The organism is Kitasatospora albolonga (genome assembly GCA_002082585.1).
Classification (GTDB): Bacteria; Actinomycetota; Actinomycetes; order Streptomycetales; family Streptomycetaceae; genus Streptomyces; species Streptomyces stephensoniae.
In genome coordinates this window covers 4,514,837-4,540,372 of sequence record CP020563.1, presented here as the reverse complement: position 1 = coordinate 4,540,372, position 25,536 = coordinate 4,514,837, and the positions used below count along the sequence as shown (strand labels likewise).

The window sequence follows — 25,536 nt, the reverse complement described above, 5'->3', positions numbered from 1 at the left end:
CATTGTGCGCCCGCGCGTGCGCGGGGCGGCGCCAGAGGCACAGACCACAGGGCAGCGGGAGGGGTTGACGCACCCCCGGGTTGAAAATACCTTTCAGAGGTGACCCAAGACGTGAAGGAAATTTTCAGCGGCGACTCCCCGCCCGCCCCCGCGGCCCTCGCCGCCAAGGTGCGGACGCTCGCGCCCTCCATGACCCGCTCCATGCAGCTGGTCGCCGAAGCCGTCGCGGGCGACCCGGCCGGGTGCGCCGCCCTCACCGTCACCGGTCTCGCCGAGCTCACCGGCACCAGCGAGGCGACCGTCGTCCGCACCGCCCGCCTCCTCGGCTACCCCGGCTACCGGGATCTGCGCCTCGCGCTGGCCGGGCTCGCCGCGCACCAGGAGTCGGGCCGGTCCCCCGCCGTCACGGCGGACATCGCGGTGGACGACCCGATCGCCGAGGTGGTCGCCAAGCTCGCCTTCGACGAGCAGCAGACCCTCGCGGACACCGCCGCCGGGCTGGACACCGTACAGCTGGGGGCCGCCGTCACCGCCGCCTCGACCGCCCGCCGCATCGACATCTACGGCGTCGGGGCCTCCTCCCTCGTCGGCCAGGACCTCGCGCAGAAGCTGCTCCGGATCGGCCTGATAGCCCACGCCCACACGGACCCGCACCTGGCGGTGACCAACGCCGTGCAGCTGCGCGCCGGGGACGTGGCCATAGCGATCACGCACTCCGGCTCGACCGGTGACGTCATCGAGCCGCTGCGGGTGGCGTTCGACCGGGGGGCGACGACGGTCGCGATCACCGGGCGGCCCGACGGGCCCGTATCGCAGTACGCCGACCACGTACTGACCACGTCCACCGCCCGCGAGAGCGAGCTGCGCCCCGCCGCCATGTCGAGCCGGACGAGCCAGCTGCTGGTCGTGGACTGCCTGTTCATAGGCGTGGCCCAGCGTACGTACGAGACGGCCGCGCCCGCCCTCTCCGCCTCCTACGAGGCGCTGGCCCACCGCCACAGCCCACGCTCCACCCGCTGACACCGCACGACCCGTACGCGTACGAGAACAAGCCCGAGAAAGCAGAGCCGCCCTCCATGACCTCCACCACCGACGCTTCCGGAACCACCGACGCCTCCGGCACCGACAGCTACGGCGAGCTCCGCGCCCAGCTGGCCACGCTCGCCACGGAGGCGTTCCGCCCCGAGCTGGCCGAGATCGACCGGCTGTCCACGGCGGAGATCGCGCGGCTGATGAACGGCGAGGACGCCACCGTCCCGGCCGCCGTCGCCGAGCGCCTCCCGGAGATCGCCGCGGCGATCGACGCCACGGCCGGGCGGATGGCCCGGGGCGGGAGGCTGATCTACGCGGGCGCGGGCACGGCGGGGCGGCTCGGGGTGCTGGACGCCAGCGAGTGCCCGCCCACCTTCAACACCGACCCCTCCGAGGTCGTCGGCCTGATCGCGGGCGGCCCGTCCGCCATGGTGAAGGCCGTCGAGGGGGCCGAGGACAGCAAGGAGCTCGCCGCCGCCGACCTGGACGCGCTGAAGCTGACGGCGGACGACACGGTGGTCGGCATCTCCGCCTCCGGCCGTACGCCGTACGCGATCGGGGCCGTCGAGCACGCCCGCGCGCAGGGCGCCCTGACCATCGGGCTCTCCTGCAACGCGGGCTCGGCGCTGGCCGCCGCGGCGGAACACGGCCTGGAGATCGTCACGGGCCCCGAGCTGCTCACCGGCTCCACCCGGCTGAAGGCGGGCACGGCGCAGAAGCTGGTCCTCAACATGATCTCGACGATCACGATGATCCGGCTGGGCAAGACGTACGGGAACCTCATGGTCGACGTCCGCGCCTCCAACGAGAAGCTCCGGGCCCGCTCCCGGCACATCGTCTCCCTCGCCACGGGGGCGCCCGACGCCGAGATCGAGGCCGCGCTCGCCGCCACCGACGGCGAGGTCAAGCACGCGATCCTGGTGATCCTCGGCCGGGTCGACGCGGCGACGGCGGCCGAGCGGCTGGCGGAGTCGGACGGCCACCTCCGTAAGGCGCTGAACGCCAAGCCCACCACCGCAACCTGACCCGCCCCCAGGCTCCCCCCTGCACCACACCCCCCGCACAGCAAGGCACCGAGCACCATGGCCACAGAAGACAAGAACCGCGCCACCGCCGCCGCGATCCTCCCGCTCGTCGGCGGCGCGGCGAACGTCGGCTCCATCGCCCACTGCATGACCCGGCTCCGCCTCGGCCTGCACGACCGGTCCCTGGTGGACGACGAGGCGCTGAAGGCGCTGCCCGCCGTGATGGGCGTGGTCGAGGACGAGACGTACCAGATCGTGCTGGGTCCGGGCACGGTGGCGCGGGTGACGCCGGAGTTCGAGCGCCTGGTGGCGGAGGCGGCACCGACTCCGGGTAACGCCCCCACGGCCTCCGCCTCCGCGGACGATCTGGCGGCCGAGGGCGCGGCGATCAAGGCGCGGCAGAAGGCGAGGAACGCCACCCCCTTCAAGCTGTTCCTGCGCAAGATCGCCAATATCTTCGTCCCCCTGATCCCGGCCCTCATCGGCTGCGGCATCATCGCGGGCCTCAACGGTCTGCTGGTCAACCTGGGGTGGCTGCCCGCCGTGACGCCCGCGCTGGCGGCGATGGCGTCCGGTTTCATGGCGCTGATCGCGGTGTTCGTGGGCTACAACACGGCGAAGGAGTTCGGCGGTACGCCGATCCTGGGCGGTGCGGTGGCGGCGATCATCGTGTTCCCGGGCGTGGCGAACATCGACGCCTTCGGCCAGACCCTCTCGCCGGGCCAGGGCGGTGTGCTCGGCGCGCTGGGGGCGGCGGTGCTGGCGGTGTACGTGGAGAAGTGGTGCCGCCGCTGGGTGCCGGAGGCGCTGGACGTGCTGGTCACCCCGACGCTGACGGTGCTGATCTCGGGCCTGGTGACGATCTTCGGCCTGATGTACGTGGCCGGGGAGATCTCCTCCGCGATCGGCACGTTCGCCGACTGGCTGCTCTCCAACGGCGGCGCGAGCGCGGGCTTCGTCCTCGGCGGCCTGTTCCTGCCCCTGGTGATGCTGGGCCTGCACCAGGCGCTGATCCCGATCCACACCACCCTCATCGAGCAGCAGGGGTACACGGTCCTGCTCCCGATCCTGGCGATGGCGGGCGCGGGCCAGGTCGGCGCGGCGATGGCGGTCTACTTCCGCCTCCCCCGCAACGAGTCGATCCGCCGCACCATCAGGTCCGCGCTCCCGGCGGGTCTGCTGGGCGTCGGCGAACCCCTGATCTACGGCGTCTCGCTGCCGCTGGGCCGCCCGTTCGTCACGGCGTGCGTGGGCGGCGCGTTCGGCGGCGGTTTCGTCGGCCTGTTCCACCAGCTCGGCGACACGGTCGGCTCGACCGCCATCGGCCCGTCCGGCTGGGCCCTGTTCCCGCTGGTCGACGGCAACCACGGCCTGGGCACCACGATCGCGATCTACGGGGCCGGCCTGCTGGTCGGCTACGTGGCGGGCTTCCTGGCCACGTACTTCTTCGGCTTCAGCAAGGACCTGCTCACCGAGTTCAACGTCTCCCAGGACCCGGCCCCCTCCACGGTCGCCGCCACGGGCGGCCCCCACCCGTCCCCGCACCCCGCCTCACCGGGAGACCCCGACGGCACGGACCCCGGCTCCCCGGAGAAGACCCCGGCGGGGGTCTGACGGACCGCGTGCACGGGTACGGGTTCCATCCCCGTACCCCCCGGACCTCGAGAACTACGCCTCAGGTCCCGGCGCGCTCCCGTCTCCGGCCCGATACGCCCCGCCCGCCCCGCTGGCTAGCGTCGTTCTCATGCGTATAGGACTGCTCGGCACCGGAAATGTAGCTCGCGCCCTGGCCCACGGCTGGCGCGCCGCAGGACACGACGTCCTCCTCGGATCACGCCACCCGAAGGAGCGCACCGGTCTCGGCCTCCCCGTCGCGGGCCTCGACGAGACGGCCGCGCACGCGGAGGTGCTGGTCAACGCCACGCCGGGAGGCGTCTCCGTGGAGCTGCTGCGCTCCATCGGGGCCCCGGCGCTGGCCGGGACCCTGCTGATCGACGTCGGGGTCGGTCTCTCCGACGACTTCTCCGAGCTCACCCACCCCAACAGCAGCCTGGGCGAGCTGATCCAGGAAGCGTTCCCGCTGACCCCCGTCGTCAAGACGCTCTGCACGATGGACTCCACCACCATGACCACCCCGGGCGACCTCACCGAACCGGGCACGGTCTTCCTCTCCGGCGACGACGCCGAGGCCAAGCGGACCACCGGCCGCCTCCTCACGGACCTCGGCTGGCCGCCCTCCTCCCAGCTGGACATCGGAGGCATCACCACCGCACGCGGCCAGGAGCACTTCGCGTTCCTCTTCATGGGGATCGCGGGCGGGGTGGGGTCGCACACCTTCAACATCAAGGTGGTGACCCGCCCGCAGGCGGGCTAGAAGGGCACAGCCGTGATCCCTCCCACGGCATGAATTCCGGCCCGCCGGTCATACTGGCCGAGGGCGGAGGACAACGCCTCGTACGGCAGACACGACCGCGTACGGCAGACAAGGCCGCGTTCGGGAGACGAGACGGCACCGGAGGGCGGGGACATGGTCGACGACACGTGGTCCAGTGCGCTGCACCGGCTCTGGCAGGCGGCTTCGCGGGCCGAGGAGGTCGCGGCGTTGGCGGACGACGTCTACGCGCCGCTCCTCGCCACCCCGGGGGTCCACCTCGTCGTGGGCACGCGGTGGGACGAGCAGCACGTCCTGCGGTACATGCGCGCCCTGAGCGCCGGGAGCGACGCCCCGGTGATCGTCGCGACCACGCGGTCGATGCCGGGGGCCGCCGTACGCGAGCCGGGCGGCGAACCCGTGGTGACCCGGTCCGCCGTGGCCGGGCTGGACGACGCGGTGTGGCCGGAGGCGGAGTTCCTGCGGCAGGCGCCGGGGGCCACCGTCGTGGCCTGCACCTTCCGGCTCGACCACCGGGGCTGGGCCACGCTCGGCGTCGCCGTCGACGACTCGGCGGACCTGGCCTCCGTCGAGCGCCGGCTGGCGCAGGCCGTCGACGTCATCGTCGCCTGCCACACCGGCATCCTCCAGCGCGGGCGCGAGGCCCGCCGGGGCGCGGACGACGCGCTGCTCGCCGAGGCGTCGCTCCAGATGGACTCGTCGCTGGACGTGGAGGACACCCTGCGGCGGGTCGCCCGGATCGCGGTTCCGGCCGTCGCCGACGGATGTCTCGTCCATCTGCTGCGCGGCGAGGGTCCGGAGTTCGTCGCCGCCACGCACGTCGCCGTCCAGCAGCAGCGCGCGCTGGAGGAGGCGGGCCGCGACGACCCGTGGCTGGCGGCGCTGCTCGCGCGCCGGGGCGAGGACGAGGACACGCTGTTCCTGAGCGGCGCCGCGCTCAACGGCTCCCCCTTCGCGGACACCTCCGCCGCAACCTCCGCGAACGCGCCCGGCGCAAGGGGTATCGGGGGCGCGGAAGACACCAGGGCCCCCGGGAAACCCAGAGACCCCGAAAGCGCCGGAGACACCGGCAGCGCCGAAAGCAGCCCCACCCCCACCGTCGTCAGCATCAGCCCGCTCCGCGCCCGGGGCCGCGTGGTCGGCAGCATCACCTTCGTCTACCAGCGGCCCGAGGCCCGGCTGCCCGACAGCGCCTTCCTCCGCAGCCTCGCCACCCGCGCCGCCCTCGCCATCGACAACGCCCTCCTCTATGAGCTCCGCCGCAACGCCGTCCTCTCCCTCCAGGAGCACCTGCTCCCCTCGCAGCTCCCGGTCACCGACCAGTGGGACCTGTCCGCGAGTTACGAGGTCGGCGACCCCATGCTCGACGTGGGCGGCGACTTCTACGACGCCGTACCCCGGCCCGACGGCAGCATCGCCCTGCTGATCGGCGACGTCTGCGGACGCGGCGCGGAGGCGGCGGCCCTCACCGGTCTGGCCCGCCACACCCTGCGCACCCTGCTGGAGGAGGGCACCGACCCGGGCACCGCCCTGAGCCGGCTCAACCGGGCCCTGCGCCAGGAGCGGGCGAGCCGCTTCCTCACGGCGGTCGTCACGACGCTGACGCCCCGGGCCGACGGCACCGCGCGGCTCACCACGTGCAGCGCCGGGCACCCCGCGCCCCTGGTGCTCCGCAACGACGGTACGGTCTCCGAAGTGCTCTCCGGCGGGCTCCTGCTCGGCGTCCTGGACGACGTCTCCTACGGGAGCCACGAGGAGCAACTCGCCCCCGGCGACACCCTGGTGCTGTTCACCGACGGACTGACGGAGTCCCGGGAAGCGGGCGGGGTCTTCTTCGAGGCCGTCCTGCCCGGGCGGCTCGCCGCCCTCCGCGGCTTCGACGCCACCCACATCGCGGAGAGCCTGGCCCGGCAGGCCAAGGTCTTCCGCGCCTCCGGACAGGACGACATCGCCCTGCTCGTGGCCCGCTGGACCGGCATCACGCCGGACGCCGGTCCGCTCCCCCACCACCTCCACCTCGAACAGGCGGCCCTGCGATGAAGACCCCCACCGGCCGGGCCACCCCGGCAGGGTCCCGATGAACAGCGACGGGCTGATTCTCGTCGTGGAGGACTCGGAGGAGGACACCGAGGCCATCCAGCGCGCCCTGTCCCGCTCCCACCCCTCCCTGCACGTGGAGTTCGCGCCCCGCAGCGACGCCGTGGTGCCCCGCCTCCTCGACCCCGCCGCCCGTACGCCGGACCTGGTGCTGCTCGACCTCAACATGCCGGGCACGAACGGCCTGACGCTCCTGTCGAACCTCCGCGCGCACCCCGCGTGCGCCTCCCTGACGGTCGTCGTCTTCACCTCGTCCACCTCCTCGGCGGAGGAGGACGCGTGTTACGCGGCGGGCGCGGACAGCTACATCTACAAGCCGGTCAACTTCGAGCTGTTCCAGACGGTTCTGCGGGGTGCGGTCGACTTCTGGATGACGCAGAAGCCGACCGGGTAGGCGGCACGCCCCCTCCGGTGGGGGCCGCTCCCTCGCCGAGCCGCCGCACACGCCCTCCGGCACGCCCCCTCCGGCGCGGGGCCGGGGTCAGTCGTCGTCCGCCGGGGCGTCCTCCCCGCCCAGCGTGAACCACACCGCCGTGCCCGGACCGCCGCCCGGCACCCCGCCGCCGTCCGGGGCCGTGGCCGGGCTCTCCAGCCACAGCCGCCCCCCGTGCCGCTCCACGATCCGCTTGACCACGGCGAGGCCGACGCCCGAGCCGCCGCCCCGCTCCTCGCGCCGGTGCAGCCTGCGGAACAGCTGGAGGACGTCCTCCTGCTGGGCGGGCGGAATCCCGATGCCGTTGTCGCGTACGACGACAGCCGTCACCGCCCGTCCGTCCTCCTCCCCCGGCGGCACCACGGACGCCACCTCCACCCACACCCGCCGCTCCCCCGAACCCTCGTCCGCCGCGTACTTGGCCGCGTTGACGAACAGGTTCTCCAGCACCTCGCGCAGCCGCTCCCGGTCCGCCCGCAGCCGGGGCAGGGCGGCGGGGCGCACCACCCGCACCCCCTGCTCCGCGAGCCGGTCCCCGGCGACGAGCAGCGCGTCGTCCACCACCTCGTCCAGCGACAACAGCTCGCGCTCCAGGCCCACTTGGCCGAGGCGCGAGAAGTGGAGCAGCGAGTCCAGCAGCCCGTCCATGCGCTCCGCGAGGCGGCGTACGGTGGTGAGCCGGCGCAGCGAGGTCGCGTCCAGTACGGAACCGGCGTCCTCGACGATGAAGGCCGCCGCGTTCGAAATCCCCCGCAACGGCTCCTTCAGATCATGGGCCGCCGCATGTGCGAAGGAGTCCAAGTCCTCGTTGGTCCGGGCGAGTTCGGTGTTCCGCGCCGCCAGCTCCGCCATCCGGCGGCTCAGCAGGCCCGAGATCTCCCGCCACAGCTCCCCGGCGACGATCCGCTGCGCGGGGGTCCACGGCTCGCTCCGCCCGCGTACGGTCGCCCGGTAGACGGCGGCGGAACCGCGCGGGGTCAGCCGCTCACCGCCCGGCCCCGTACGCACCGGGCGGGCCGGATCGGCCGCCCACTCCCGGGGCGCGGGGCGTTCGCGGCGCCACCAGGCCAGCAGGTCGCCGTCCCGGCTGAAGGGGAGGACGAGGAGGCCCGCGGGCAGCCCCTGCGCCTCCGCCTCCGCCGGGTCGAGCCCCAGCACCTCCGGCACCCGGTCGCTGCTCCACACCTCGCCCACCGGACCGGCGTCCGCCAGCCGCTCCAGCAGTCCGGGCAGCCCGGCGGGGAGCGGGGCCCCCGTCGTCAGTGTCTCCGTACCCCGAAGAAGCAACGCCCCGTCCGCGTCGAGGAGTTCGACCACGCCGGAGCCGGGGCTCAGCAGGGCGTCCGGCGCCTGGGAGGTGAGCCGGGCCAGCAGCGTGGCGAGCGCCCGCCGGTAGCCGGACAGCTCGTCCGCCTGCTCGCGCCCGGCGACGGCCGCCAGTTGCAGGGACAGCGCGATCCCGAAGAACTCGCAGGCCGCCCGCACTTCGGGGGTCAGCCGCCGCGGCTCGTCACCGTGGCAGGCGATCAGCCCCCACAACTCGCCGTCGTGCAGCAGCGATACGGACATGGACGAGGCCACCCCGATGTTGCGCAGGTACTCCAGGTGGTAGCCGGAGACCGTACGGAGCACCGAGCCCGACAGGTCCAGCGGCTCCCCGGTCCCCTCCCGCAGCCCGGGCAGCAGCCCCACCGTCGCGTCGTCCACATCACCGATGACCCGAATCCAGTTGCGGGCGTAGAGGCGGCGGGCCTGCGGCGGGATGTCGCTGGCCGGGAACCACAGCCCCAGCCACGGCTCCCGCCCCTCGGTACGCGCCTCCGCGATGACCTGGCCGGGGCCTTCGGCACCGTCGAACCGGTACGCCACCACCCGGTCGTAGCCGGTGAGCGCCTGCACCTCACGGACGGCCGCCGCGCAGCACTCGGTGACGTCGGCCGCGCCCTGGAGCCGGTGCAGGGCGCGCCGCACCCGGGGATAGAAGTTCTGGAACACGAACGGCCCGTCCGCCGCCCGCGGTTCGAACTCCAGCACCAGCAGCTCCGCGACCCGGTGGACGGTCACGTCGAAGAGCCGGGCCTGCCCGTCCCGCTCCAGCGAGAGGGACAGCACACCGGAGGAGGCGGCCCCGCCCGGAGAAGCGGCGCCGGACTCCGGCACGGAAGCCCCCGAGACAGAATCCCTCGACGCGGAAGCCCCCGAGACGGAATCCCTCGATGCGGAATCCCTCGATGCGCCGGGCCCCGATACGGGAGCCCCCGGAGAAGCAGCGGCGGCCCCCGAAGAGGCCGCGTCGGGCTCCGGGCCCCCCGCCGCCACCTCCGTACTCTCCAGTGCCAGCGCCCACTGCTCCGCCCCGATCAGCTCCGTGACCGGCCGCCCGACCAGCTCCCCGGCCGCCCGCCCGAGCACCTCCCCCGTGTTCCGGCTCACCGTGTCCACCACGGAGTCGTGCAGCCGGGCGGCGACGAGGGCACCGTACGACTGGACACCGCCGAGCAGGTGGATCGGCTCCCGTACGCACTGGGAGAGGTCGAACTCCTGGCTCACACCGGCCTCGGCCGCCACCGCTTTCGGGGAGAGCCATCCCCGTACCTCGTCGGACACTGCCCTGTCTCCGTCCCGCCGTCCGTCGCCCCGCTCGCGAGCCTTCCTACCACCCTCACCCGCCCCGCCCCGCGCACACCCGGCCCTCCCCGCCCCCCACCAGGCACTTTCGCCATGTGAAGAAAAAATAAAAATGATCGACGGATGAGGTGTGTAGAGAAAGCGATGCCGGGAACCTGATTTTCCGGAGGTTGATAACTATGGTTCCCCTGCTTCTCGTTCTTCTGCTCATCCTGCTTCTCTTCGGTGCCGGATTCGCCCTTGAGGCTCTCTGGTGGATAGCCGTGATCGTCCTGGTCCTCTGGGTCGTGGGCTTCTTCGTCCGGCCCGCCGGAGGCGGTGGCCGACGAGGCCGGTGGTATCGCTGGTAAGCGTCGCTGACCAGCGGGAAACGGGGCCGGGACCGGGCTGATGCCCGGTCCCGGCCCCGTTTGCGCCACCCCCGTGGAGCCGCCCATGTGTAGGCCGGGATTCCCCGGGCACACGGAACTCAACGACCCGTAAATGATGTACCGAGAATGATGTAACGAGCTGAATCGACCTCGCGAAAGGAGCCACAAAATGAGCGAATCCCTGTGGGGCTACCAGCCGTCGAGCGGCCATACTGCGGGAGCCGATCTTTCCGGATATACGGTGGAGGCGACCGACGGCAGCATCGGCAAGGTCGACAAGCACTCCGACGAGGCCGGCTCCGCCTATCTGCTCGTCGACACCGGCACCTGGATCTTCGGCAAGGACGTCCTGCTCCCGGCGGGCACGGTCCGGCACATCGACACGGAGGACCGCAAGGTCTACGTGGACCTCACCAAGGAACAGGTCAAGGACTCGCCGGAGTTCGACCGCCACCGGCAGACCGAGGACCCGGGCTACCAGGCCCAGGTCTCCGCGTACTACCTGGCGTTCCGCATCATGTGACCCACCCCCGCGTTCCCCCTGTACGGCGGCGGGCCCGACCCCGAGGAGGGGCCGGCCCCGCCGCCTCACGCGTACGCCCACCGGCCCCGCCGCCCCGGCCACCACCGCGGACGCCTCAACGCGGCAGCTGCCCCTCCCGGTTGATCTCCGTCACCCGCGCCCGCAGCACCACCCCCGGCGGGGCGGGCCGCACCGCGTCCGCCGGGCAGGCCCACTCCGGCCCCCCGCCCGGCGGCCTCAGCCGTACGTCCCCGTCGGCCAGGCCGATCACCCGGCCGACGCGCCCGTCCCGGCTGTCCACCACGAACGCCCCCGCCTCAGGCACTTCAGGCACCCCCACCACCTCAGGCACCCCCACCCCCTCGGACGCCCCCGCCATCTCGGACGCCCCCGCCCCCTCAGGCCCGTTCACCGCCTCGCCCGCCCCCACCGCCTCATGCGCCCCCGGCTGAACTCCCTCACCCGCCATGGCCGCTCCCCTTCTCCGCCAGCACCTCGCACAGCCGCAACGCGGTGTCGATGTTGCAGCGGCCCAGGTCGACCAGGGGCGTCGGCTCGTTGCCCGCACACGAGACGGGATCGACCCGCAGCGAAGGCAGCGTCACGCCCACTCCGGCCAGCCCCTCCTTCAGCCGTGCCACCGCGTCCTCCGCCTCCCGCACCGCATCCCGCACCGCGCCCTCCGCCCCCCGTACTCCGTCCGCCGCCACCGCGCACCGCTCCGTCGCTTCCATGCTGCACACCTTCCACTCCGAGTAGGTGAATGCCTACCCAGCGTGTCCAACGCTCACCGGGCCGAGAAGAGTCGCCCCTTCCGCTTGAAAGCGCTCTCAGCGGCGTCACCGCCCCGGCGTTAGGCTGTAGCCGATCCGGCGACGGCACGGGCCCCGCACCACCCCGCGCGCCGACGCCCCCGTCGACGAGGAGCAACCGCCTTGCCCGAGCAGTCCCCCGGGTCCCGGCCCACCCTGGAAGCCGTCGCGGCACGTGCGGGGGTCTCCCGAGCCACCGCCTCGCGGGTCGTCAACGGGGGCGACGGGGTCCGCAAACCGCTGGTCGACAAGGTGCTCCGGGCGGTCGACGAGCTCGGCTACATCCCCAACCACGCGGCCCGGACGCTGGTGACCCGGCGGACCGGTGCGGTGGCCGTCGTCATCGCCGAGCCGGAGATACGGATCTTCTCGGACCCCTTCTTCTCGCAGCAGATCCGGGGCATCAGCAAGGAGTTGACCGCCCACGACACCCAGCTCGTCCTGCTGCTGGTGGAGGGGCCCGGCGACTTCGACCGGATCGCGCGCTATCTCTCCGGCGGCCATGTCGACGGGGCGCTCGCCTTCTCGCTCCACACCGACGACCCGCTGCCCGCGATCACCCGGCGGGCCGGGATTCCGACGGTGTACGGGGGGCGGCCCGGCTGGACCGCCGACCCCGGTGACCAGGCCGTTCCGTATGTGGACGCCGACAACCGGGGCGGGGCGCGGGTCGCCGTGCAGTATCTGCGGGACCTCGGCCGGGAGCGGATCGCGCACATCGGCGGGCCGCCCGACCAGACCTCCGCGATGGACCGCCTCGACGGCTACCGGGACGTGCTGCTGGACGTGGACCCGACGCTGGTCGCGGAGGGGGCGTTCACCGTGGAGAGCGGGGCGCGGGCGATGGCCGGGCTGCTGGAGCGGCGGCCCGACCTGGACGCGGTGTTCGTCGCCAACGACCTGATGGCCTCGGGCGCGCTGCGGGTCCTGCGGGAGCGCGGGGTGTCCGTGCCGGAGCAGGTGGCGATCGTCGGGTTCGACGACATGGACGGGGTGGCCGAGGAGACCGACCCGCCGCTGACCACCGTCAGCCAGGACATCGAGGGCCAGGGCCGGCTGATGGCCCGGCTGCTGCTGCGCGGCCTGGACCGGGACCGTACGGGGAACGGCCCGGCGCCGGACTCGGTGATCACTCCGACGACGCTGGTACGCCGCGCCTCGGCGTGATCACGGGGGAACGAGTACGGCGGGCCTCCGCCCTGAGGAGCCGGAGACCCGCCGCACGGATCGTGCCCGTACATCAGCGGTCTACGCATGCTTCCGTACACGTACACGTACACCTACGCGTACGGAGTCGCGCACGCCCTACACGTACGGGATTCTCAGCACCGCCGCGTCCGTCCCCGTCTGCACCTGGGACGTGCCGTTGCCGAGCGCGTTCCAGATCTCCAGGCGGACCGTGCCGTTCTTCAGCTCGCCCAGGCTGCCGGTGGTGGCCCGGACGCCCGCCGCCTGCGTGTACTCCTCCCACCCGTTGACCGGGTCGGTGGCGAAGTAGCGGAAGGTCTCGGTGCGGTCGAAGGTGCCGTCGCCGGTCAGGTCGTAGCTGACCCGGACCTGCGGGGCGAGCCCGACCCGGGTGCCCGCGTCCACCCGGAGGCGGAACGCGGTGGCTGCCCCGGCGGAGACCTTGCCGTTGACGCGCTTGATCTCGTAGACGTTCGGGCGGTACGGGGTGCCGTCCCGGTTCACGCCGTCGGCCGAGGCGATGGTGTCCGCGCCCGCCGGGTCGGTGGTGGCGGTGGTGAGGACGCCACCGGTCTTCAGCCGGAAGGTGTTACCGGTGGAGGGGGTGCCCGGGTCGGGGTCGGGGTCCGGGTCGGGGTCGCCGCCGCCGGGGCCCGTGCTGGTGGCCGTCGAACGGGCCGGTACGGAAAGGGTCTTGCCGTCGGAGAAGGTCACCGTACGGGTGGTGGAGCCGTGGTTGTGGGCGGTGTAGGTGCGGGTGCCGTTCTTGGAGAAGACGGCGGAGGTGGGCAGGTCGCCGCTGACCGTCATGTCCGGGGCGCCGAGCGTGTCGAGGGTGGTGATCCAGTGGTAGGTGTGGGCCTTGGACTCGCCCTCCTCCGGGGTGTAATTCCCGTTCACGCCGTCCCACTTGGCCTTGGCCGACGCCGGGTCGGAGAGCGCCTCGAACTCCCAGAGAAGATCGCGCCACTCCTGGGCCGGTCCGCCGTTCTCGCGCTCCATCTCGGCGATGTTCCGCTTGATGGCGGCCTTCTCACGGGCCAGGTGGAGTGAACCACCCGTCACGGGAAGGACGTTGATGCCGTGGATCTCCTCGGGGTTCGCCGTCCACCAGGTGGAGTAGGAGGCGCCGCTGCCCCAGACCATGCCGACCGTTCCGTACCGGTACGAGGCGGGGAAGACCTGCTCGTTCGCGTCGAACCAGTACTGGGTGATCGCCTCGGACTCGGTGGTCAGCAGGTAACTGCCGAGGTCACGCAGGGAGTTGTCCCCGGTGGCCGCGCCCCACAGCACCAGGCCGGCGCTGAGGTTGATGGACTCCGAGGAGGACTCCTGGTTGTTGCCCGCCGCGAACCCCTGGTGGCCGGAGGCCCAGCTGTGGCCCGCGTAGACGTCGAAGCCGCGCAGGAAGGGGTACGCCGCGTCCGTGCGGCTGGGGTTGGCGGTGTCGCGGATGAGGTGCTTGACCATCGTGCCCCAGGCCGAGTCGGCCGCCCAGGCCGGGTCGTACTGGGCGATGATCGCCGCCGCGTAGACGTAGTAGCTGTAGTGGAAGTGGTGGTCGTTGAGCTCGGTGTCGCTGCCGTACGAGGCCGGGTAGCCGGTGAGGGTCTTCCAGTCCTTGTCGTAGCTGAACTCGCTGGCCCCGCCCGCCGTGAACCACTCCTGCATCCGGCCCTTCATCAGGCCGAGGAGCTTGTCGCGGACGGCGGTCTGGCCGATCTGGTCGGCGACGGGCACCAGTTGGGCGAGCTTGCCGAGCGCCTTGCCGGTCCAGTAGGTGTCACGCGCCCCGGAGAAGGGGTCCGAGGCGTTGGCGACCTCGTTGAGGTAGCCGGTCAGCCGCGCCCGGTCGACGCCACTGGCGGCGGGCAGCGCGGGCACCACGCCGTTGTTGCGCTGGCTGGTGGTGAAGGAGGCGGACTCGCGCACCTTCATCGTGCCGCGCGGCGAGACGTACGTGTACGGGGTCAGCGCGTCACTCGTGTGCAGCCACTGGTGGCGGTAGAGGGCCTGGAGCGTGCCGCGCTCCGTGCCCTCCCTGGCCTCCGTGGTCAGGGTGTAGGTCGCCCGTACGTTGCCGCCGGTGGTCTGCCAGGACACCTGGGAGCCGGTGACGAAGCTGAAGGCGTACTTGCGGTAGGTCGCGAGCGCGTCCGTGGAGGGCAGCACGGCCAGCGAGAAGTAGTCCTTGGAGCCGAGCCCGGCGGTGATCGTGGTGCCGGATATGTTCCAGTCGGACCCCGTCGGCGCGAAGAGGGCGTAGTGGTGCCCGGCGACCGTGATGCCGACGACGTTGCCCTGGTCGGAGAAGACCGTGGGCGTGGAGGCGGTCGTGATGCGGGCGTCGCCGCCGGACCCCTTGGCGTACACGAACGGCATGCCGTGGCCGATGGTGGCCCGGAAGGTGCGGGAGCCGTCCGCCCAGTAGGGGGTAACCGTCCAGTCGGACCAGGCGTCGGCCTTGGTGTCCGGGGAGTTCAGCCCGGTGAGGCCGACGGTGAGGTCGGCCTTGTGGGCGTACTCGTACTGCCGGCCGTCCCCGACGATCGCGGGCGTGGTCGGGTAGCCGACCTCCAGGCCGTTGGCCTTGGCCTGGTAGGTGAGGGGGTGGCCGTACATGGGGGTGGAGTACGGGTTGTCGCCGTAGCGCTGGAAGGCGAGCGAGGACCACCAGTCGTTGGTCGGGACCGGCTTGTCCCGGGCGGCGGCGGTGACCTTGGGGGTGACGGGTGTACCGGTGTTCGTCGTGGGTCCCGACGTACCGGCGGGGCGGGTGTCGGTATAGCTGCCGGAACCCGCGGGAATGGTGGCGGCGGCCGCGGGGGAGGCGGCGGGGCCCAGGCCGACGGCGGCCAGGGCGATGGCCAGAAGGGTCGCCGCGGCGGGCCTGGAGGCGAGCCGGGAAGAGATCCGGGAGGAGGTCCGGGGGGCGGGTCTGGGGAGGGAGGCTTGCACGAGCAGCACCTCGATCATGGGGGGGGACGAAGAGCACTTTCGAGAGTTTCGAGAGCGCTCTCAAGTGCCAAGGAACGTAAAACTCCTGAAACGTGGGTGTCAAGAGAACGCACAGGGAAGGCAGTTGGGCGGCGATCGGCCGTAACGCCAAGCTGTTATGCGTTCGAGTCTTGACGGGGCGGGGGTGGTGGGGGACGCTCCAGACGCAGGTTTGAGAGCGCTCTCAAGCGCTCGGTTCATCCCGAAGCCAAGGGAGGCTTCCCATGCCCATCGCCCGAGCCGCCAAGCGGGCCACCGTCCGCCTCGGCGCGGTCGCCCTCGTCGGGGCGCTCCTCGCCGCCTGCGGAGCCGGTAACTCGTCCGGCTCCGACTCCTCCGACAGTGCGGGCGGGAAGGTCACGCTCACCGTCGACCTCTTCGGCTCCTTCGGCTTCAAGGAGGCCGGGCTGTACGAGGAGTACCAGAAGCTCAACCCGGGTGTGACGATCAAGCAGAGCGACACCCAGGACGAGGCGGACTACTGGAAGTCGCTCCAGACCCGCCTGGCGGGCGGCGGTGGCCTCGCGGACGTGCAGGGCGTCGAGGTGGGCCGGATCGCGTCGGTCACCCAGCAGCAGTCCGACAAGTTCCAGGACCTGAAGGAATTCGGCGCCGACAAGCTCAAGGGCGAGTTCGCCGAGGCCAAGTGGTCGGCGGCGACCACGAAGGACGGCAAGATCCTCGGCCTCGGCACGGACGTGGGCCCCGAGGCGATGTGCTACCGCACCGACCTCTTCAAGCAGGCCGGCCTCCCCACGGACCGCGAGGAGCTCGCGAAGAAGTGGGCCACGTGGGACGGCTACCTGGAGCTGGGCAAGGAGTACAAGAAGAAGGCCCCCGCCAAGAGCGCCTGGCTGGACAGCGTCGCCTCGCTCTACGGGATCATGATCGGCCAGGAGGAGGAGCGGTACTACGACGCCTCCGGTGAGCTGATCTACGAGAAGAACCCGGCGGTCAAGGCGGCCTGGGACGCCTCCGTGGAAGCGGCCGAGGCGGGCCTGAGCGCCAAGCTCGACCAGTGGTCCCCGCAGTGGAACCAGGCGTTCGCCGCCGGTTCGTTCGCCACGATCCCGTGCCCGGCCTGGATGCTCGGCTATGTGAAGGGCCAGGCGGGCGAGAAGGGCCAGGGCAAGTGGGACATCGCCAAGCTGCCCGGCGGCGCGGGCAACTGGGGCGGCTCGTACCTCTCCATCCCGCGTGCGGCCAAGCACAAGAAGGAGGCGTACCAGCTGATCGAGTGGCTGACCGCCCCCGAGCAGCAGGCGAAGGTCTTCCAGAAGCAGGGCAACTTCCCCTCCTCGACGGGCGCCATCGAGAAGATCGCGGACGCCAAGGACGCGTACTTCTCCAACGCCCCGATCGGCCAGATCTTCGGTGACGCGGCCAAGGAGTCCCCGGTGCAGGTGCTGGGGGTGCACGACCAGAACGTGATGCAGCAGATCACGAACGCGCTGAGCGAGGTCGAGCGCAAGGGCGTCTCGTCGGAGAAGGCGTGGGGAACGGCGAAGAAGGGCGTGGCGAACGTGATCGGCTGACGCCGACGCGCCGCGTCCCCTCTCTCCTCCCCTTTCTCCCCCCTTCTGTCCGGGGCCGGTCCACCGGTGCGCACCACGGTGGCCCGGCCCCACCCCCGTACCCCTCCGCGTGACCCGTGACTCCGCCCCCTCCTCGTAACTCATCGCTCCCCCGATCCCGAAGGGCCGCACCGTGTCCCTCACCGCCACCGCGAAGGCCGGGCCCCGCCGCCCGGCCGGAACCGGACCCGGGCCCGACGACGGCCGGGCAGCCGCTCTCCGGCGCACCTGGCGCAAGGCATCGCCGTACGCCTACATCGCCCCCTTCTTCACCCTCTTCCTCGCCTTCGGCCTCTTCCCGCTCCTCTACACGGCGTTCGTCTCCCTCTACCGGGTCGAGCTCCAGACGAGCGGCGAGATGGAGTGGCGGGGGCTCGCCAACTACACGGCGCTCTTCAGCGACGAGTTCTTCTGGACCTCGCTGCGCAACACGTTCACCATCGGCGTGCTGTCCACGGTCCCGCAGCTGGCGATGGCGCTGGGCCTGGCGCACCTGCTCAACTACAAGCTGCGCGGCCGGACGTTCATCAGGACGGCGATCCTGCTCCCGTACGCGACGTCCGTGGCCGCGGCCACGCTCGTCTTCGCGCAGCTCTTCGGCCGGGACTTCGGGCTGATCAACTACGTGATCGGGCTGGTCGGTTTCGACCCGGTGGACTGGCAGACGGGCACGGTCGCCTCGCAGATCGCGGTGTCGACCATCGTGATCTGGCGGTGGACGGGCTACAACGCGCTGATCTACCTGGCGGGCATGCAGTCGATCCCGCACGAGCTGTACGAGGCGGCGGAGATGGACGGGGCGTCGCGCTGGCGCCAGTTCATCCATGTGACGCTGCCGGGCCTGCGCCCCACGATCATCTTCACGGTCATCATCTCCACGATCGGGGCGACCCAACTCTTCGGTGAGCCACTGCTGTTCGAGGGTTCAATCTCGGGCGGGATCTCGCACCAGTACCAGACGCTCGGCCTGTACATGTACGAACAGGGCTGGGGCTTCTTCCACTTGGGCCGGGCCGCGGCCATCGCCTGGGTGATGTTCGTCCTGATCGTGGTGATCGTCGGGGTCAACGCCCTGATCGTGCGCCGCCGCACACGCAAGGAGGCCGGCCGATGACCGCGCTCGCCGCACCGCCGACCGCCCCCGGGAAGGACGGCCCGCCGCAGACACCACCGCCCGGCCGACGCCTCCGCAAGAGGGGCGCGGGCCGGACGATGAAGGGCGGCTGGCTCTCGTACGTCATCCTCGGCTTCGCCCTCCTCATCTCGGCATTCCCCTTCTACTGGACGATCGTGGCGGCCAGCCGGTCCAACGCGGACATGGCGCAGGTGCCGCCGAGCCTGCTGCCGGGCCCGAACCTGATCAAGAACTTCGAGCAGGTCCTCGAAGAGGCGGACATCGGCAAGGCGCTGCTGAACTCGCTGATCGTGTCGAGCTCGATCACGCTCGGTACGGTCCTGTGCTGCACGCTGGCCGGATTCGCCTTCGCCAAGCTGAAGTTCAAGGGCCGGGGCGCGCTGCTGACGCTGACGATCGGCACGATGATGATCCCGCCGCAGCTCGGCGTGATCCCCCTCTTCATGCTGATCGCCGAACTCCAGTGGGTGAACCAGCTCCAGGCGGTGATCCTGCCCGGCCTGGTCTCGGCGTTCGGGGTCTTCTTCATGCGCCAGTACCTGGTGCAGTCGCTGCCGGACGAACTGATCGAGGCGGCCCGGGTGGACGGCGCATCCACGGCGCGCATCTTCTGGTCGATCGTGATCCCGATCGCGCGGCCGGGAATGGCGGTGCTGGGGATGCTGACGTTCATGACGGCGTGGAACGACTTCTTCTGGCCGATCATCGCGCTGTCCTCGCAGGAGCCGACCGTGCAGGTCGCGCTGCGGCAGCTGGGCGGCGGCTATGTCAACGACCAGTCGGTGATCATGGCGGGCACGCTGCTCGGCACGCTGCCGGTGCTGCTGGTGTTCGGCCTGCTGGGCCGGCAGATCGTGGGCGGAATCATGCAGGGCGCGGTGAAGGGCTGAGGCTGCCCGCCCGCCCCCCTTCCGCCTCCCCTCCTCCCTCTCCCCCTTCTCCTCCTTCTCCTCCCCTCACTTCTGGAGTGTCCGTCTCATGACCGCTGTCGACGCCCGCCCCGAGACCGGGACGGGGCTCCGCTTCCCCACCGGCTTCCGCTGGGGCACGGCCACCGCCGCCTACCAGATCGAGGGGGCGGCCACCGAGGACGGCCGTACGCCGTCGATCTGGGACACGTTCAGCCGTACCCCCGGCAAGGTCCGCAACGGCGACACCGGGGACATCGCCGCCGACCATCTGCACCGGATGCCCGAGGACGTCCGGCTGATGAAGGACCTGGGCGTCACGGACTACCGGTTCTCCGTCTCCTGGCCCCGCGTCCAGCCGACGGGCCGGGGCCCGGCGGTCGAACGCGGCCTGGACTTCTACCGCCGCCTGGTGGACGAGCTGCTGGGAGCAGGCATCCGCCCGGTCGCCACGCTCTACCACTGGGACCTGCCCCAGGAGTTGGAGGACGCGGGCGGCTGGCCGGAGCGGGACACGGCGCACCGGTTCGCGGAGTACGCGGGCCTGGTGGCCGGGGCGCTGGGGGACCGGGTGACGACGTGGACGACGCTCAACGAGCCCTGGTGCGGGGCGTTTCTGGGGTACGGGAACGGGGTCCACGCCCCCGGCCGCACCAGCGACCTCGCCGCACTGCGCGCCGCCCACCACTTCAACCTGGCGCACGGCGGCGCGACCCGGGTCCTGCGCGACCGCCTCCCCGACACGGCGGAGATCTCCCTCACCCTCAACCTCCACGCCCTGCGCCCCCTGACGGACACGGCGGCGGACCGGGACGCGGTGCGGAGGATCGACGCGGTGGCGAACCGGATCTTCCTGGACCCGGTCTTCCACGGGCGGCTGCCGGAGGACCTGGTGGCGGACACGGCGGGGGTGACGGACTGGTCGTTCGTGAAGGCGGGCGACCTGGAGGTCACCTCCACCCCGATCGACTCGCTGGGCATCAACTACTACTCCCCGAGCGTGGTTTCGGCGGGCAGCTCCGATTCCCCCTCCCCCTGGGCGGGCGCCGAGGAGCACGTGGCGTTCACCCCGGCGGAGGGCCCGCGCACGGCGATGGACTGGCCGGTGGACGCGAACGGCCTGTACGAACTCCTGACCCGCCTCCGCGACGAACTCCCGGGCCTGCCGCTGCTGGTGACCGAGAACGGGGCGGCGTACGACGACTACGCGGACCCGGAGGGCCAGGTCCACGACCCGGAGAGGGTGGCGTACCTGGACGCGCACCTCACGGCCGTACACCGGGCGATCGAGGACGGGGTGGACGTACGCGGCTACTTCCTGTGGTCGCTGCTGGACAACTTCGAGTGGTCGTACGGCTACAGCAAGCGCTTCGGCATCGTCCACGTGGACTTCGCGTCACAGCGCCGGACGGTGAAGGACAGCGCGCGGTGGTACGCGGGGGTTATCGCGCGGGGTGGGCTGGAGCGGGGGTAGGGGCGGGGCTGGGGCGGGGCGGTCGGCGCTCGCGCCCGTAACCGGGCCCCGGCCTGCCTTGCTGTGCTGAAGAATGGGGCTGGGCGGCTTGCGCCGCGGGCACCCTATGAAGTGAGGCCGATATGTCCGTTTCTCAAGAAGTAAGGAAAAACAGCACCCTGGCCGCGTAAACGCGCAGGTCAGGAACTGTGGTCCCCGCGCGTGCGGGGGTGGTCCCATCCCGGTCGCCCCGGACCTCGACCAGTTCGAGTGGTCCCCGCGCGTGCGGGGGTGGTCCCCCCCGTCCCCCCGGTGCCAGGACGGCCGATCCGGTGGTCCCCGCGCGTGCGGGGGTGGTCCCCCGAAAGGCACTGGTCAGACGGCTCCGGTGAGGTGGTCCCCGCGCGTGCGGGGGTGGTCCCCAGTGCGAGCGTCGACGACCCTGCGTCGACGAGTGGTCCCCGCGCGTGCGGGGGTGGTCCCAGCTGCTGACCATTCCGGGTCGTCGTGTCAACGTGGTCCCCGCGCGTGCGGGGGTGGTCCCCGCATGTCGTACTGGACGAACCCGGGGATCGCGTGGTCCCCGCGCGTGCGGGGGTGGTCCCGCGTTCCTGGCCACGCGGATCAGCTTCATCAAGTGGTCCCCGCGCGTGCGGGGGTGGTCCCGGTGTGTTCGCTCGCTGGGTCACTCGCCGGGTGTGGTCCCCGCGCGTGCGGGGGTGGTCCCCTGCCCGGCCTCACAGGGGAACGTCGAGCCCAGTGGTCCCCGCGCGTGCGGGGGTCCCCCGGCGGCTGGCCGAGGAGAACCGCAGAGGCGCTGAGGGCCATCGGCAGCTCAAGCTGTCGTGCTCCCGACTGATCGCCCGGTGGCGGGCGGCGACCGCCACCGGGTACTGACGGGTGCTGATGAGTCCCGGAAGGAGACAGCTGCCCCGGGTGCTCGCCGAAGGCCCGGCCGATAATGGGGCCGCGAGAAGGCTGGTGTGCGGGGCCGACGGAACCGGGTAACGTCTTGTCGTATTCTTCCGGGCGCCGATTTACGAGTGAGAGCGTGATGGGCCCCTGCTGACGTCCTTCGACGTCGCCGCCGCCCGTCCTCCACCGATGAATCCGTCAACCACTTCACGCATCATTACCGGGAGAGCCCATGACCGTGAGCAAGAACATCAACAACCCCGTGGGCCAGGGCGGCGGTCAGCGCAAGAGGCTGTCCCGCGCCGAGCGGCAGAACAACGGTCCGCACCGCAACCTCGACCGCCGGAGCGCGGCCGACCAGAAGGCGGAGCTGGTACGCAAGATGCGCGAGAAGGCAGGCGCGGCTGAGGACGGCGCCGGGCAGGCGGGCGACGAGGCCGCACAGAGCTGACGCGCCGCCGCCCTGGGACCGCAACCCATCGGGCCCTGCTGCCCTACCCGCCCTCGGCTCTCCGCCGACCTCCCGGGGGGGGGGCTGGGATCAAGGTCTCGGCCGCAGGCTCGCACCATCAGGACCTCCGCGTCGGGCAACAGCCAACTCCGGCCGCACAAAGCCGATTCCGCACCCCGGGCAGGCCGCAAGCGCGGGCCTGTTGTGTGGCGATACCGCCGGGCGGCCCCCAGGCGTCGTCGCGGCAGTCCCTGGTTCAGCTCGCGCGGGCGTCCGCGTCCGCACCCGGCATCGGTGACGTGGGGCGGGTCAGCGCCCAAGAGGCCCAGCTGCCCGTTTCGCCGGGGTCGAGCACGATCGTGCGGAGGGTGCCGTCGTTGACGATGTACGTCGTGGTTGTGTCACCGCAGCGGATCTCCGCGTGCGGCTCTCTCGTGCCGTCGGTCAGGACCCGGGCGACGCGGACCCGGCCGGCGCCGTAGCAGCGTAAGGCCAGGGTGTCCGCGTTCTTCGCGTAGTCGATGCGGGCAGCGGCGTCCTCCTGGAGCAGGCTGGAGCGCAGCACGCTCCCCCTGGAGGTGATGTCGGCGAGGAACATCGCGTGCAGCTCCTCGCGGACGGCCTCGGCGATCGCCGCTTCGGTGACCTTGGTGTCGCTGGGCGTGTTCCCGTTCCAGGTCGTGAGAGCGAACACGCCGACAGCGGCGGCGAGGAGGGCCACGGTCACGAGGGCGCCCGGCCGGGGCGCGGGCTGCCGGTCGAACGTGGGCGAGGAACGCCAGGTCAAAGGCGCGTTCCCGTACTCACTCCGGCGGCGTCGTGCGGCGGTCATGGGGCAGTGCTCCGTTTCGGCGTTGAGGGGGCGCGGCCTTCGCCGAGCCCCGTCCGCCGGTTGCGGAGGGGTCAGCTGTAGGCGCTGATGGCTTTCGCGATGATGGGGACCGCCGCACCACTCACGGCAGCGAGTTCGCTGAGGCGCTGGAAGTCCTCCAGGTACCGGTTGACCTCGTTCTGCTGTTTGAGGGTGAGGAACGCGGAGACGATCTCGGCCTGGACCGTTTCGTCGTCGTAGACCCAGAAGTCCTGCGCCTTGTGGGCCGGTCCCCTGTTCGCGTCTCGCGGGATGATGCCGAGGCTGACGCTGGAGTAGTCCGCGACCTGGATCAGCCGGGTGAGCTGGTTGAGCATCACGGACGGTTCGGCGTAGCGGGTGTAGAGGACGTCCTCTTCGAGGACGATCCGGAACTGCCGGGTTCTCAGGTACTTCTGCTTGGCCGTACGGGTGGCGACGGCGTTCTCGAAGTCGCTGTCACTCAGACCTCGGCGGGCACGGATGCCTGCGAGGACGGCCCGGGTGTAGTCCTCCGTCTGCAACGGACCGGGGACGTAGCTGATGGCGTACGCCTTGAATCGCTTGGTCTCCTCCCACAGCGGTATGACGTGTTCCTGGGCTTTGGCCAGTCCCCTGCGTTCCATGTCCCGCCATTCGAGGTACATGGACGCGATGTTGTTGGCAGCGGCGATCAGCTCGGGTGCGACTTCCGGCTGCCTACATGCACGGGTCCAGGCAGTGATGTCGGCCGCGCTGGCGGCAGCGCGGCCGTTCTCGATACGGCTGACCTTGGACGGGTGCCAGCCACCACAGATGTCGGCCAAGGCACGACCGGTGAGACCCTTGCTCTTGCGCATCGCGCTGAGCTTGGCGCCGAGATCGCGGCGGGCGCGTTGAACACTTTCGGAGTGAGCCATGCGCGACAGTGTGCCGTGCGGCCTCCGGCCCGAACCAACCGACGGGATCAGGCTGTTTGACGGGCAATCAGATGGATTCCATCGCTTCGTCCGCCCGTCCGGGTGCTCAGTCTTGCGACGTGCCCCCGACAGCCGGGAACAGCCTCAGGAGACGCGAGGGGAACTCGACTATCGTCTCGTGCTCGGGGATCACGATGTCGGACAACCGGGTCGCCGAGTCCGTCACGCGCCACCCCTGAAGCAGGTAGTTGCGCGACTCATCGTCGTAATACAAGGTGGGCGAGCCGTTGTTCGGGCTCTCCGGGTCCTTGCACAGGAGATGCAGGGCCACAAAGTCCTCCGTGGGCCGAGGGGTTGTGCTGACTCGTAGAGCGTGATCGACAGCGGAGCGTGAGCGGAAGGGTGTTGCGTGAAATTGCGCTTGATCAACTTCCCTGCGGGCGAATTGTGCGCAAAATTGCGTAGTGTGATCTTCGCCGCATCTCGGGCGGTATCCATCCCCCTGGTGATGGTTCGGCCTCTCCACGTGTCCGGGATCTACTCCGTCACCCCGCCCACCGCCCCGTAAGGAACGCCAGGGCCACCAGCGCACTCGCCGGAACCGCCGCGCACAAATACGCCGTCCTGAACCACGGCCGCCGCAGGCTCAGCGCCGCCAGGCCCACCCACAGCGGCCACCACAGCAGCGTGGCGCGGGGGATCGACGTGTACCAGTACGACGTTCCCAGCGCCCACAGGCTCAGGGCCACGTACACCGCTTCCGGCCAGCGGCGGTGGCACAGCAGCAGGGCGGCCAGGACCAGGCCCACCAGCATCGCCGCCAACTCGGCCTGGAACATGATCGCGTAGCCGGTCGTGTGTCCGCCGTCGAACGCCGCGTTCCACGTGTTCGTCCACGCCTCCCACGGGGTGTGGAAGCCCCGGTACCAGCCGCGCTCCTGCGCGTGCTTCCACGCCATCCAGTCGCCCGTGTGCGCGTGCAGGTACCAGCTGTACGCCACCGGCGGCAGCGCGGGCAGCGTCAGCCAGGCCGCCCCGCGCCAGCCCTTGCCCGACCGGGCCGAGAGCGCCGTGAGCACGAACAGCACCGCTATCGCCGCCGCCAGGAACAGGCCGCTGACCCGTACCGTCGTCGCCAGGGTCGTCAGCACGGCGGCCCACGCCCAGCGGTGGCGCTGGGCGGCCAGCCAGGCCGGGAGCGCGAACGCCAGGAACAGCGCCTCCGTGTAGCCGACCGCCAGGAACACCGCGCACGGGGAGAGCAGGAAGAACAGGGCCGTCCGTCGGCCGTCGGCGTCCTCGGGGACGTAGGAGCGGGCGATGCGGGACAGGGCCAGTACGGCCACCGCTCCCGCGACCAGCGAGATCAGCAGGCCCGCCGCCGTCCAGTTCGGGACGATGACGTGCACGGCCCGCAGCAGCAGCGGGAAGCCGGGGAAGAACGCCTCCCGGTTGTCCCAGCCGCTCGTCCAGGGGCCCTCGTCCGCCGGGAAGTAGCCGTCGCGCGCTATGTGCAGATAGTGGTTCGCGTCCCACTGCTGGAACGGGGCGAAGAGCGCCCCCGCCTCCCGCGCACCCGAGCCCTGCGGAAAGAGCCACCGGGCGCCGTGGGCCGTGATCCACAGGGATATTCGGGTCAGGAGGTACAGCCACAGCACCCTGCGGTCGGCGGGGGTGAGCCAGGCCGTCGCCGCCCTGCCCCACCGGGCCGCCCGGCTCTCCCGCCGTACGGAACCGGGGCCGGGCCCGCGCTCGGGGGTCTCGGGCCCCGGCGGTGCGGGCCGCAGCCCGGGGGACAACGTGGACACTCGGAAACCTTTCAGACACGTCGAGGCGTGGGGGCCGCCCGGTGG

General features: G+C 71.5%; 22 protein-coding genes and 1 CRISPR repeat array. Of the genes, 14 read left to right on the top strand and 8 right to left on the bottom strand.

Going from position 1 to position 25,536, the window contains the following annotated elements; genetic code table 11:
- The first annotated feature begins 99 nt into the window (after positions 1–99).
- From B7C62_19865 to B7C62_19840, 6 genes are all read left to right on the top strand, one after another.
- Entirely contained in the window at positions 100–1,020 is a 921-nt protein-coding gene (locus B7C62_19865; GenBank protein ARF74242.1) for an RpiR family transcriptional regulator, read from the top strand.
- Positions 1,021–1,076: 56 nt separating this feature from the next.
- Positions 1,077–2,057, top strand: coding sequence for an N-acetylmuramic acid 6-phosphate etherase (locus B7C62_19860; protein ID ARF74241.1), 981 nt, complete (start codon positions 1,077–1,079; stop codon positions 2,055–2,057).
- A 57-nt stretch (positions 2,058–2,114) separates the two neighbouring features.
- Positions 2,115–3,671: a PTS alpha-glucoside transporter subunit IIA gene (locus tag B7C62_19855; GenBank protein ARF74240.1), complete on the top strand. Its 1,557-nt coding sequence runs from the start codon at positions 2,115–2,117 to the stop codon at positions 3,669–3,671.
- A 130-nt stretch (positions 3,672–3,801) separates the two neighbouring features.
- Positions 3,802–4,431: an oxidoreductase gene (locus tag B7C62_19850; protein ARF74239.1), complete on the top strand. Its 630-nt coding sequence runs from the start codon at positions 3,802–3,804 to the stop codon at positions 4,429–4,431.
- Positions 4,432–4,584: 153 nt separating this feature from the next.
- A complete protein-coding gene (locus B7C62_19845) occupies positions 4,585–6,489 on the top strand; it encodes a hypothetical protein (protein ARF74238.1) in 1,905 nt (634 codons plus the stop codon).
- A 37-nt stretch (positions 6,490–6,526) separates the two neighbouring features.
- Positions 6,527–6,940, top strand: coding sequence for a response regulator (locus tag B7C62_19840; GenBank protein ID ARF74237.1), 414 nt, complete (start codon positions 6,527–6,529; stop codon positions 6,938–6,940).
- 87 nt (positions 6,941–7,027) lie between these two features.
- Here the strand turns inward: B7C62_19840 and B7C62_19835 are convergent, their stop codons facing one another.
- Positions 7,028–9,586 (bottom strand): histidine kinase, encoded by a 2,559-nt coding sequence (locus tag B7C62_19835; GenBank protein ARF74236.1) that lies wholly within the window; start codon positions 9,584–9,586, stop codon positions 7,028–7,030.
- A gap of 200 nt (positions 9,587–9,786) precedes the next feature.
- Between B7C62_19835 and B7C62_19830 the strand changes: the two genes are divergently transcribed.
- Positions 9,787–9,957, top strand: a complete 171-nt coding sequence (locus B7C62_19830; GenBank protein ID ARF74235.1) for a hydrophobic protein — start codon at positions 9,787–9,789, stop codon at positions 9,955–9,957.
- A 190-nt stretch (positions 9,958–10,147) separates the two neighbouring features.
- Entirely contained in the window at positions 10,148–10,501 is a 354-nt protein-coding gene (locus tag B7C62_19825) for a PRC domain containing protein (GenBank protein ARF74234.1), read from the top strand.
- A gap of 115 nt (positions 10,502–10,616) precedes the next feature.
- Here B7C62_19825 and B7C62_19820 read toward each other — a convergent pair whose 3' ends face one another.
- Both B7C62_19820 and B7C62_19815 read right to left on the bottom strand, forming a co-directional pair.
- The gene (locus tag B7C62_19820; GenBank protein ID ARF77277.1) at positions 10,617–10,880 is read right to left on the bottom strand and encodes a hypothetical protein; all 264 of its coding nucleotides are present in this window, start codon (positions 10,878–10,880) and stop codon (positions 10,617–10,619) included.
- 79 nt (positions 10,881–10,959) lie between these two features.
- Positions 10,960–11,235 carry a hypothetical protein gene (locus tag B7C62_19815; protein ARF74233.1) on the bottom strand — a complete coding sequence of 92 codons (276 nt, stop codon included), beginning with the start codon at positions 11,233–11,235 and terminating at the stop codon, positions 10,960–10,962.
- Between the two features lie 201 nt (positions 11,236–11,436).
- Here B7C62_19815 and B7C62_19810 point away from each other — a divergent pair, with 201 nt between their 5' ends.
- Positions 11,437–12,480 carry a LacI family transcriptional regulator gene (locus B7C62_19810; GenBank protein ARF74232.1) on the top strand — a complete coding sequence of 348 codons (1,044 nt, stop codon included), beginning with the start codon at positions 11,437–11,439 and terminating at the stop codon, positions 12,478–12,480.
- A 138-nt stretch (positions 12,481–12,618) separates the two neighbouring features.
- On the opposite strand, the gene B7C62_19805 is transcribed toward B7C62_19810, so the two are convergent.
- A complete protein-coding gene (locus tag B7C62_19805) occupies positions 12,619–15,477 on the bottom strand; it encodes a glycoside hydrolase (GenBank protein ID ARF74231.1) in 2,859 nt (952 codons plus the stop codon).
- Between the two features lie 245 nt (positions 15,478–15,722).
- Here B7C62_19805 and B7C62_19800 point away from each other — a divergent pair, with 245 nt between their 5' ends.
- From B7C62_19800 to B7C62_19780, 5 genes are all read left to right on the top strand, one after another.
- Positions 15,723–17,033, top strand: coding sequence for a sugar-binding protein (locus tag B7C62_19800; GenBank protein ARF74230.1), 1,311 nt, complete (start codon positions 15,723–15,725; stop codon positions 17,031–17,033).
- Between the two features lie 172 nt (positions 17,034–17,205).
- Positions 17,206–18,186, top strand: coding sequence for an ABC transporter permease (locus tag B7C62_19795; GenBank protein ID ARF74229.1), 981 nt, complete (start codon positions 17,206–17,208; stop codon positions 18,184–18,186).
- Positions 18,183–19,097 (top strand): sugar ABC transporter permease, encoded by a 915-nt coding sequence (locus B7C62_19790; protein ID ARF74228.1) that lies wholly within the window; start codon positions 18,183–18,185, stop codon positions 19,095–19,097. The genes B7C62_19795 and B7C62_19790 overlap by 4 nt, the downstream gene beginning before the upstream one ends.
- A gap of 88 nt (positions 19,098–19,185) precedes the next feature.
- Positions 19,186–20,589: a beta-glucosidase gene (locus B7C62_19785; protein ID ARF74227.1), complete on the top strand. Its 1,404-nt coding sequence runs from the start codon at positions 19,186–19,188 to the stop codon at positions 20,587–20,589.
- Between the two features lie 188 nt (positions 20,590–20,777).
- Positions 20,778–21,356: direct repeats of the CRISPR family, unit length 29 nt; unit sequence GTGGTCCCCGCGCGTGCGGGGGTGGTCCC.
- A 359-nt stretch (positions 21,357–21,715) separates the two neighbouring features.
- Complete coding sequence (locus B7C62_19780; GenBank protein ARF74226.1) at positions 21,716–21,934, top strand: hypothetical protein; 219 nt, start codon at positions 21,716–21,718, stop codon at positions 21,932–21,934.
- 256 nt (positions 21,935–22,190) lie between these two features.
- Here the strand turns inward: B7C62_19780 and B7C62_19775 are convergent, their stop codons facing one another.
- The 4 genes from B7C62_19775 to B7C62_19760 form a co-directional block, all read right to left on the bottom strand.
- A complete protein-coding gene (locus B7C62_19775) occupies positions 22,191–22,721 on the bottom strand; it encodes a hypothetical protein (protein ARF74225.1) in 531 nt (176 codons plus the stop codon).
- A 116-nt stretch (positions 22,722–22,837) separates the two neighbouring features.
- The gene (locus tag B7C62_19770; GenBank protein ARF74224.1) at positions 22,838–23,683 is read right to left on the bottom strand and encodes a hypothetical protein; all 846 of its coding nucleotides are present in this window, start codon (positions 23,681–23,683) and stop codon (positions 22,838–22,840) included.
- A 106-nt stretch (positions 23,684–23,789) separates the two neighbouring features.
- Positions 23,790–24,014, bottom strand: a complete 225-nt coding sequence (locus B7C62_19765; GenBank protein ARF74223.1) for a hypothetical protein — start codon at positions 24,012–24,014, stop codon at positions 23,790–23,792.
- Positions 24,015–24,228: 214 nt separating this feature from the next.
- Complete coding sequence (locus tag B7C62_19760) at positions 24,229–25,341, bottom strand: hypothetical protein (protein ID ARF77276.1); 1,113 nt, start codon at positions 25,339–25,341, stop codon at positions 24,229–24,231.
- Positions 25,342–25,536 lie beyond the last annotated feature (195 nt).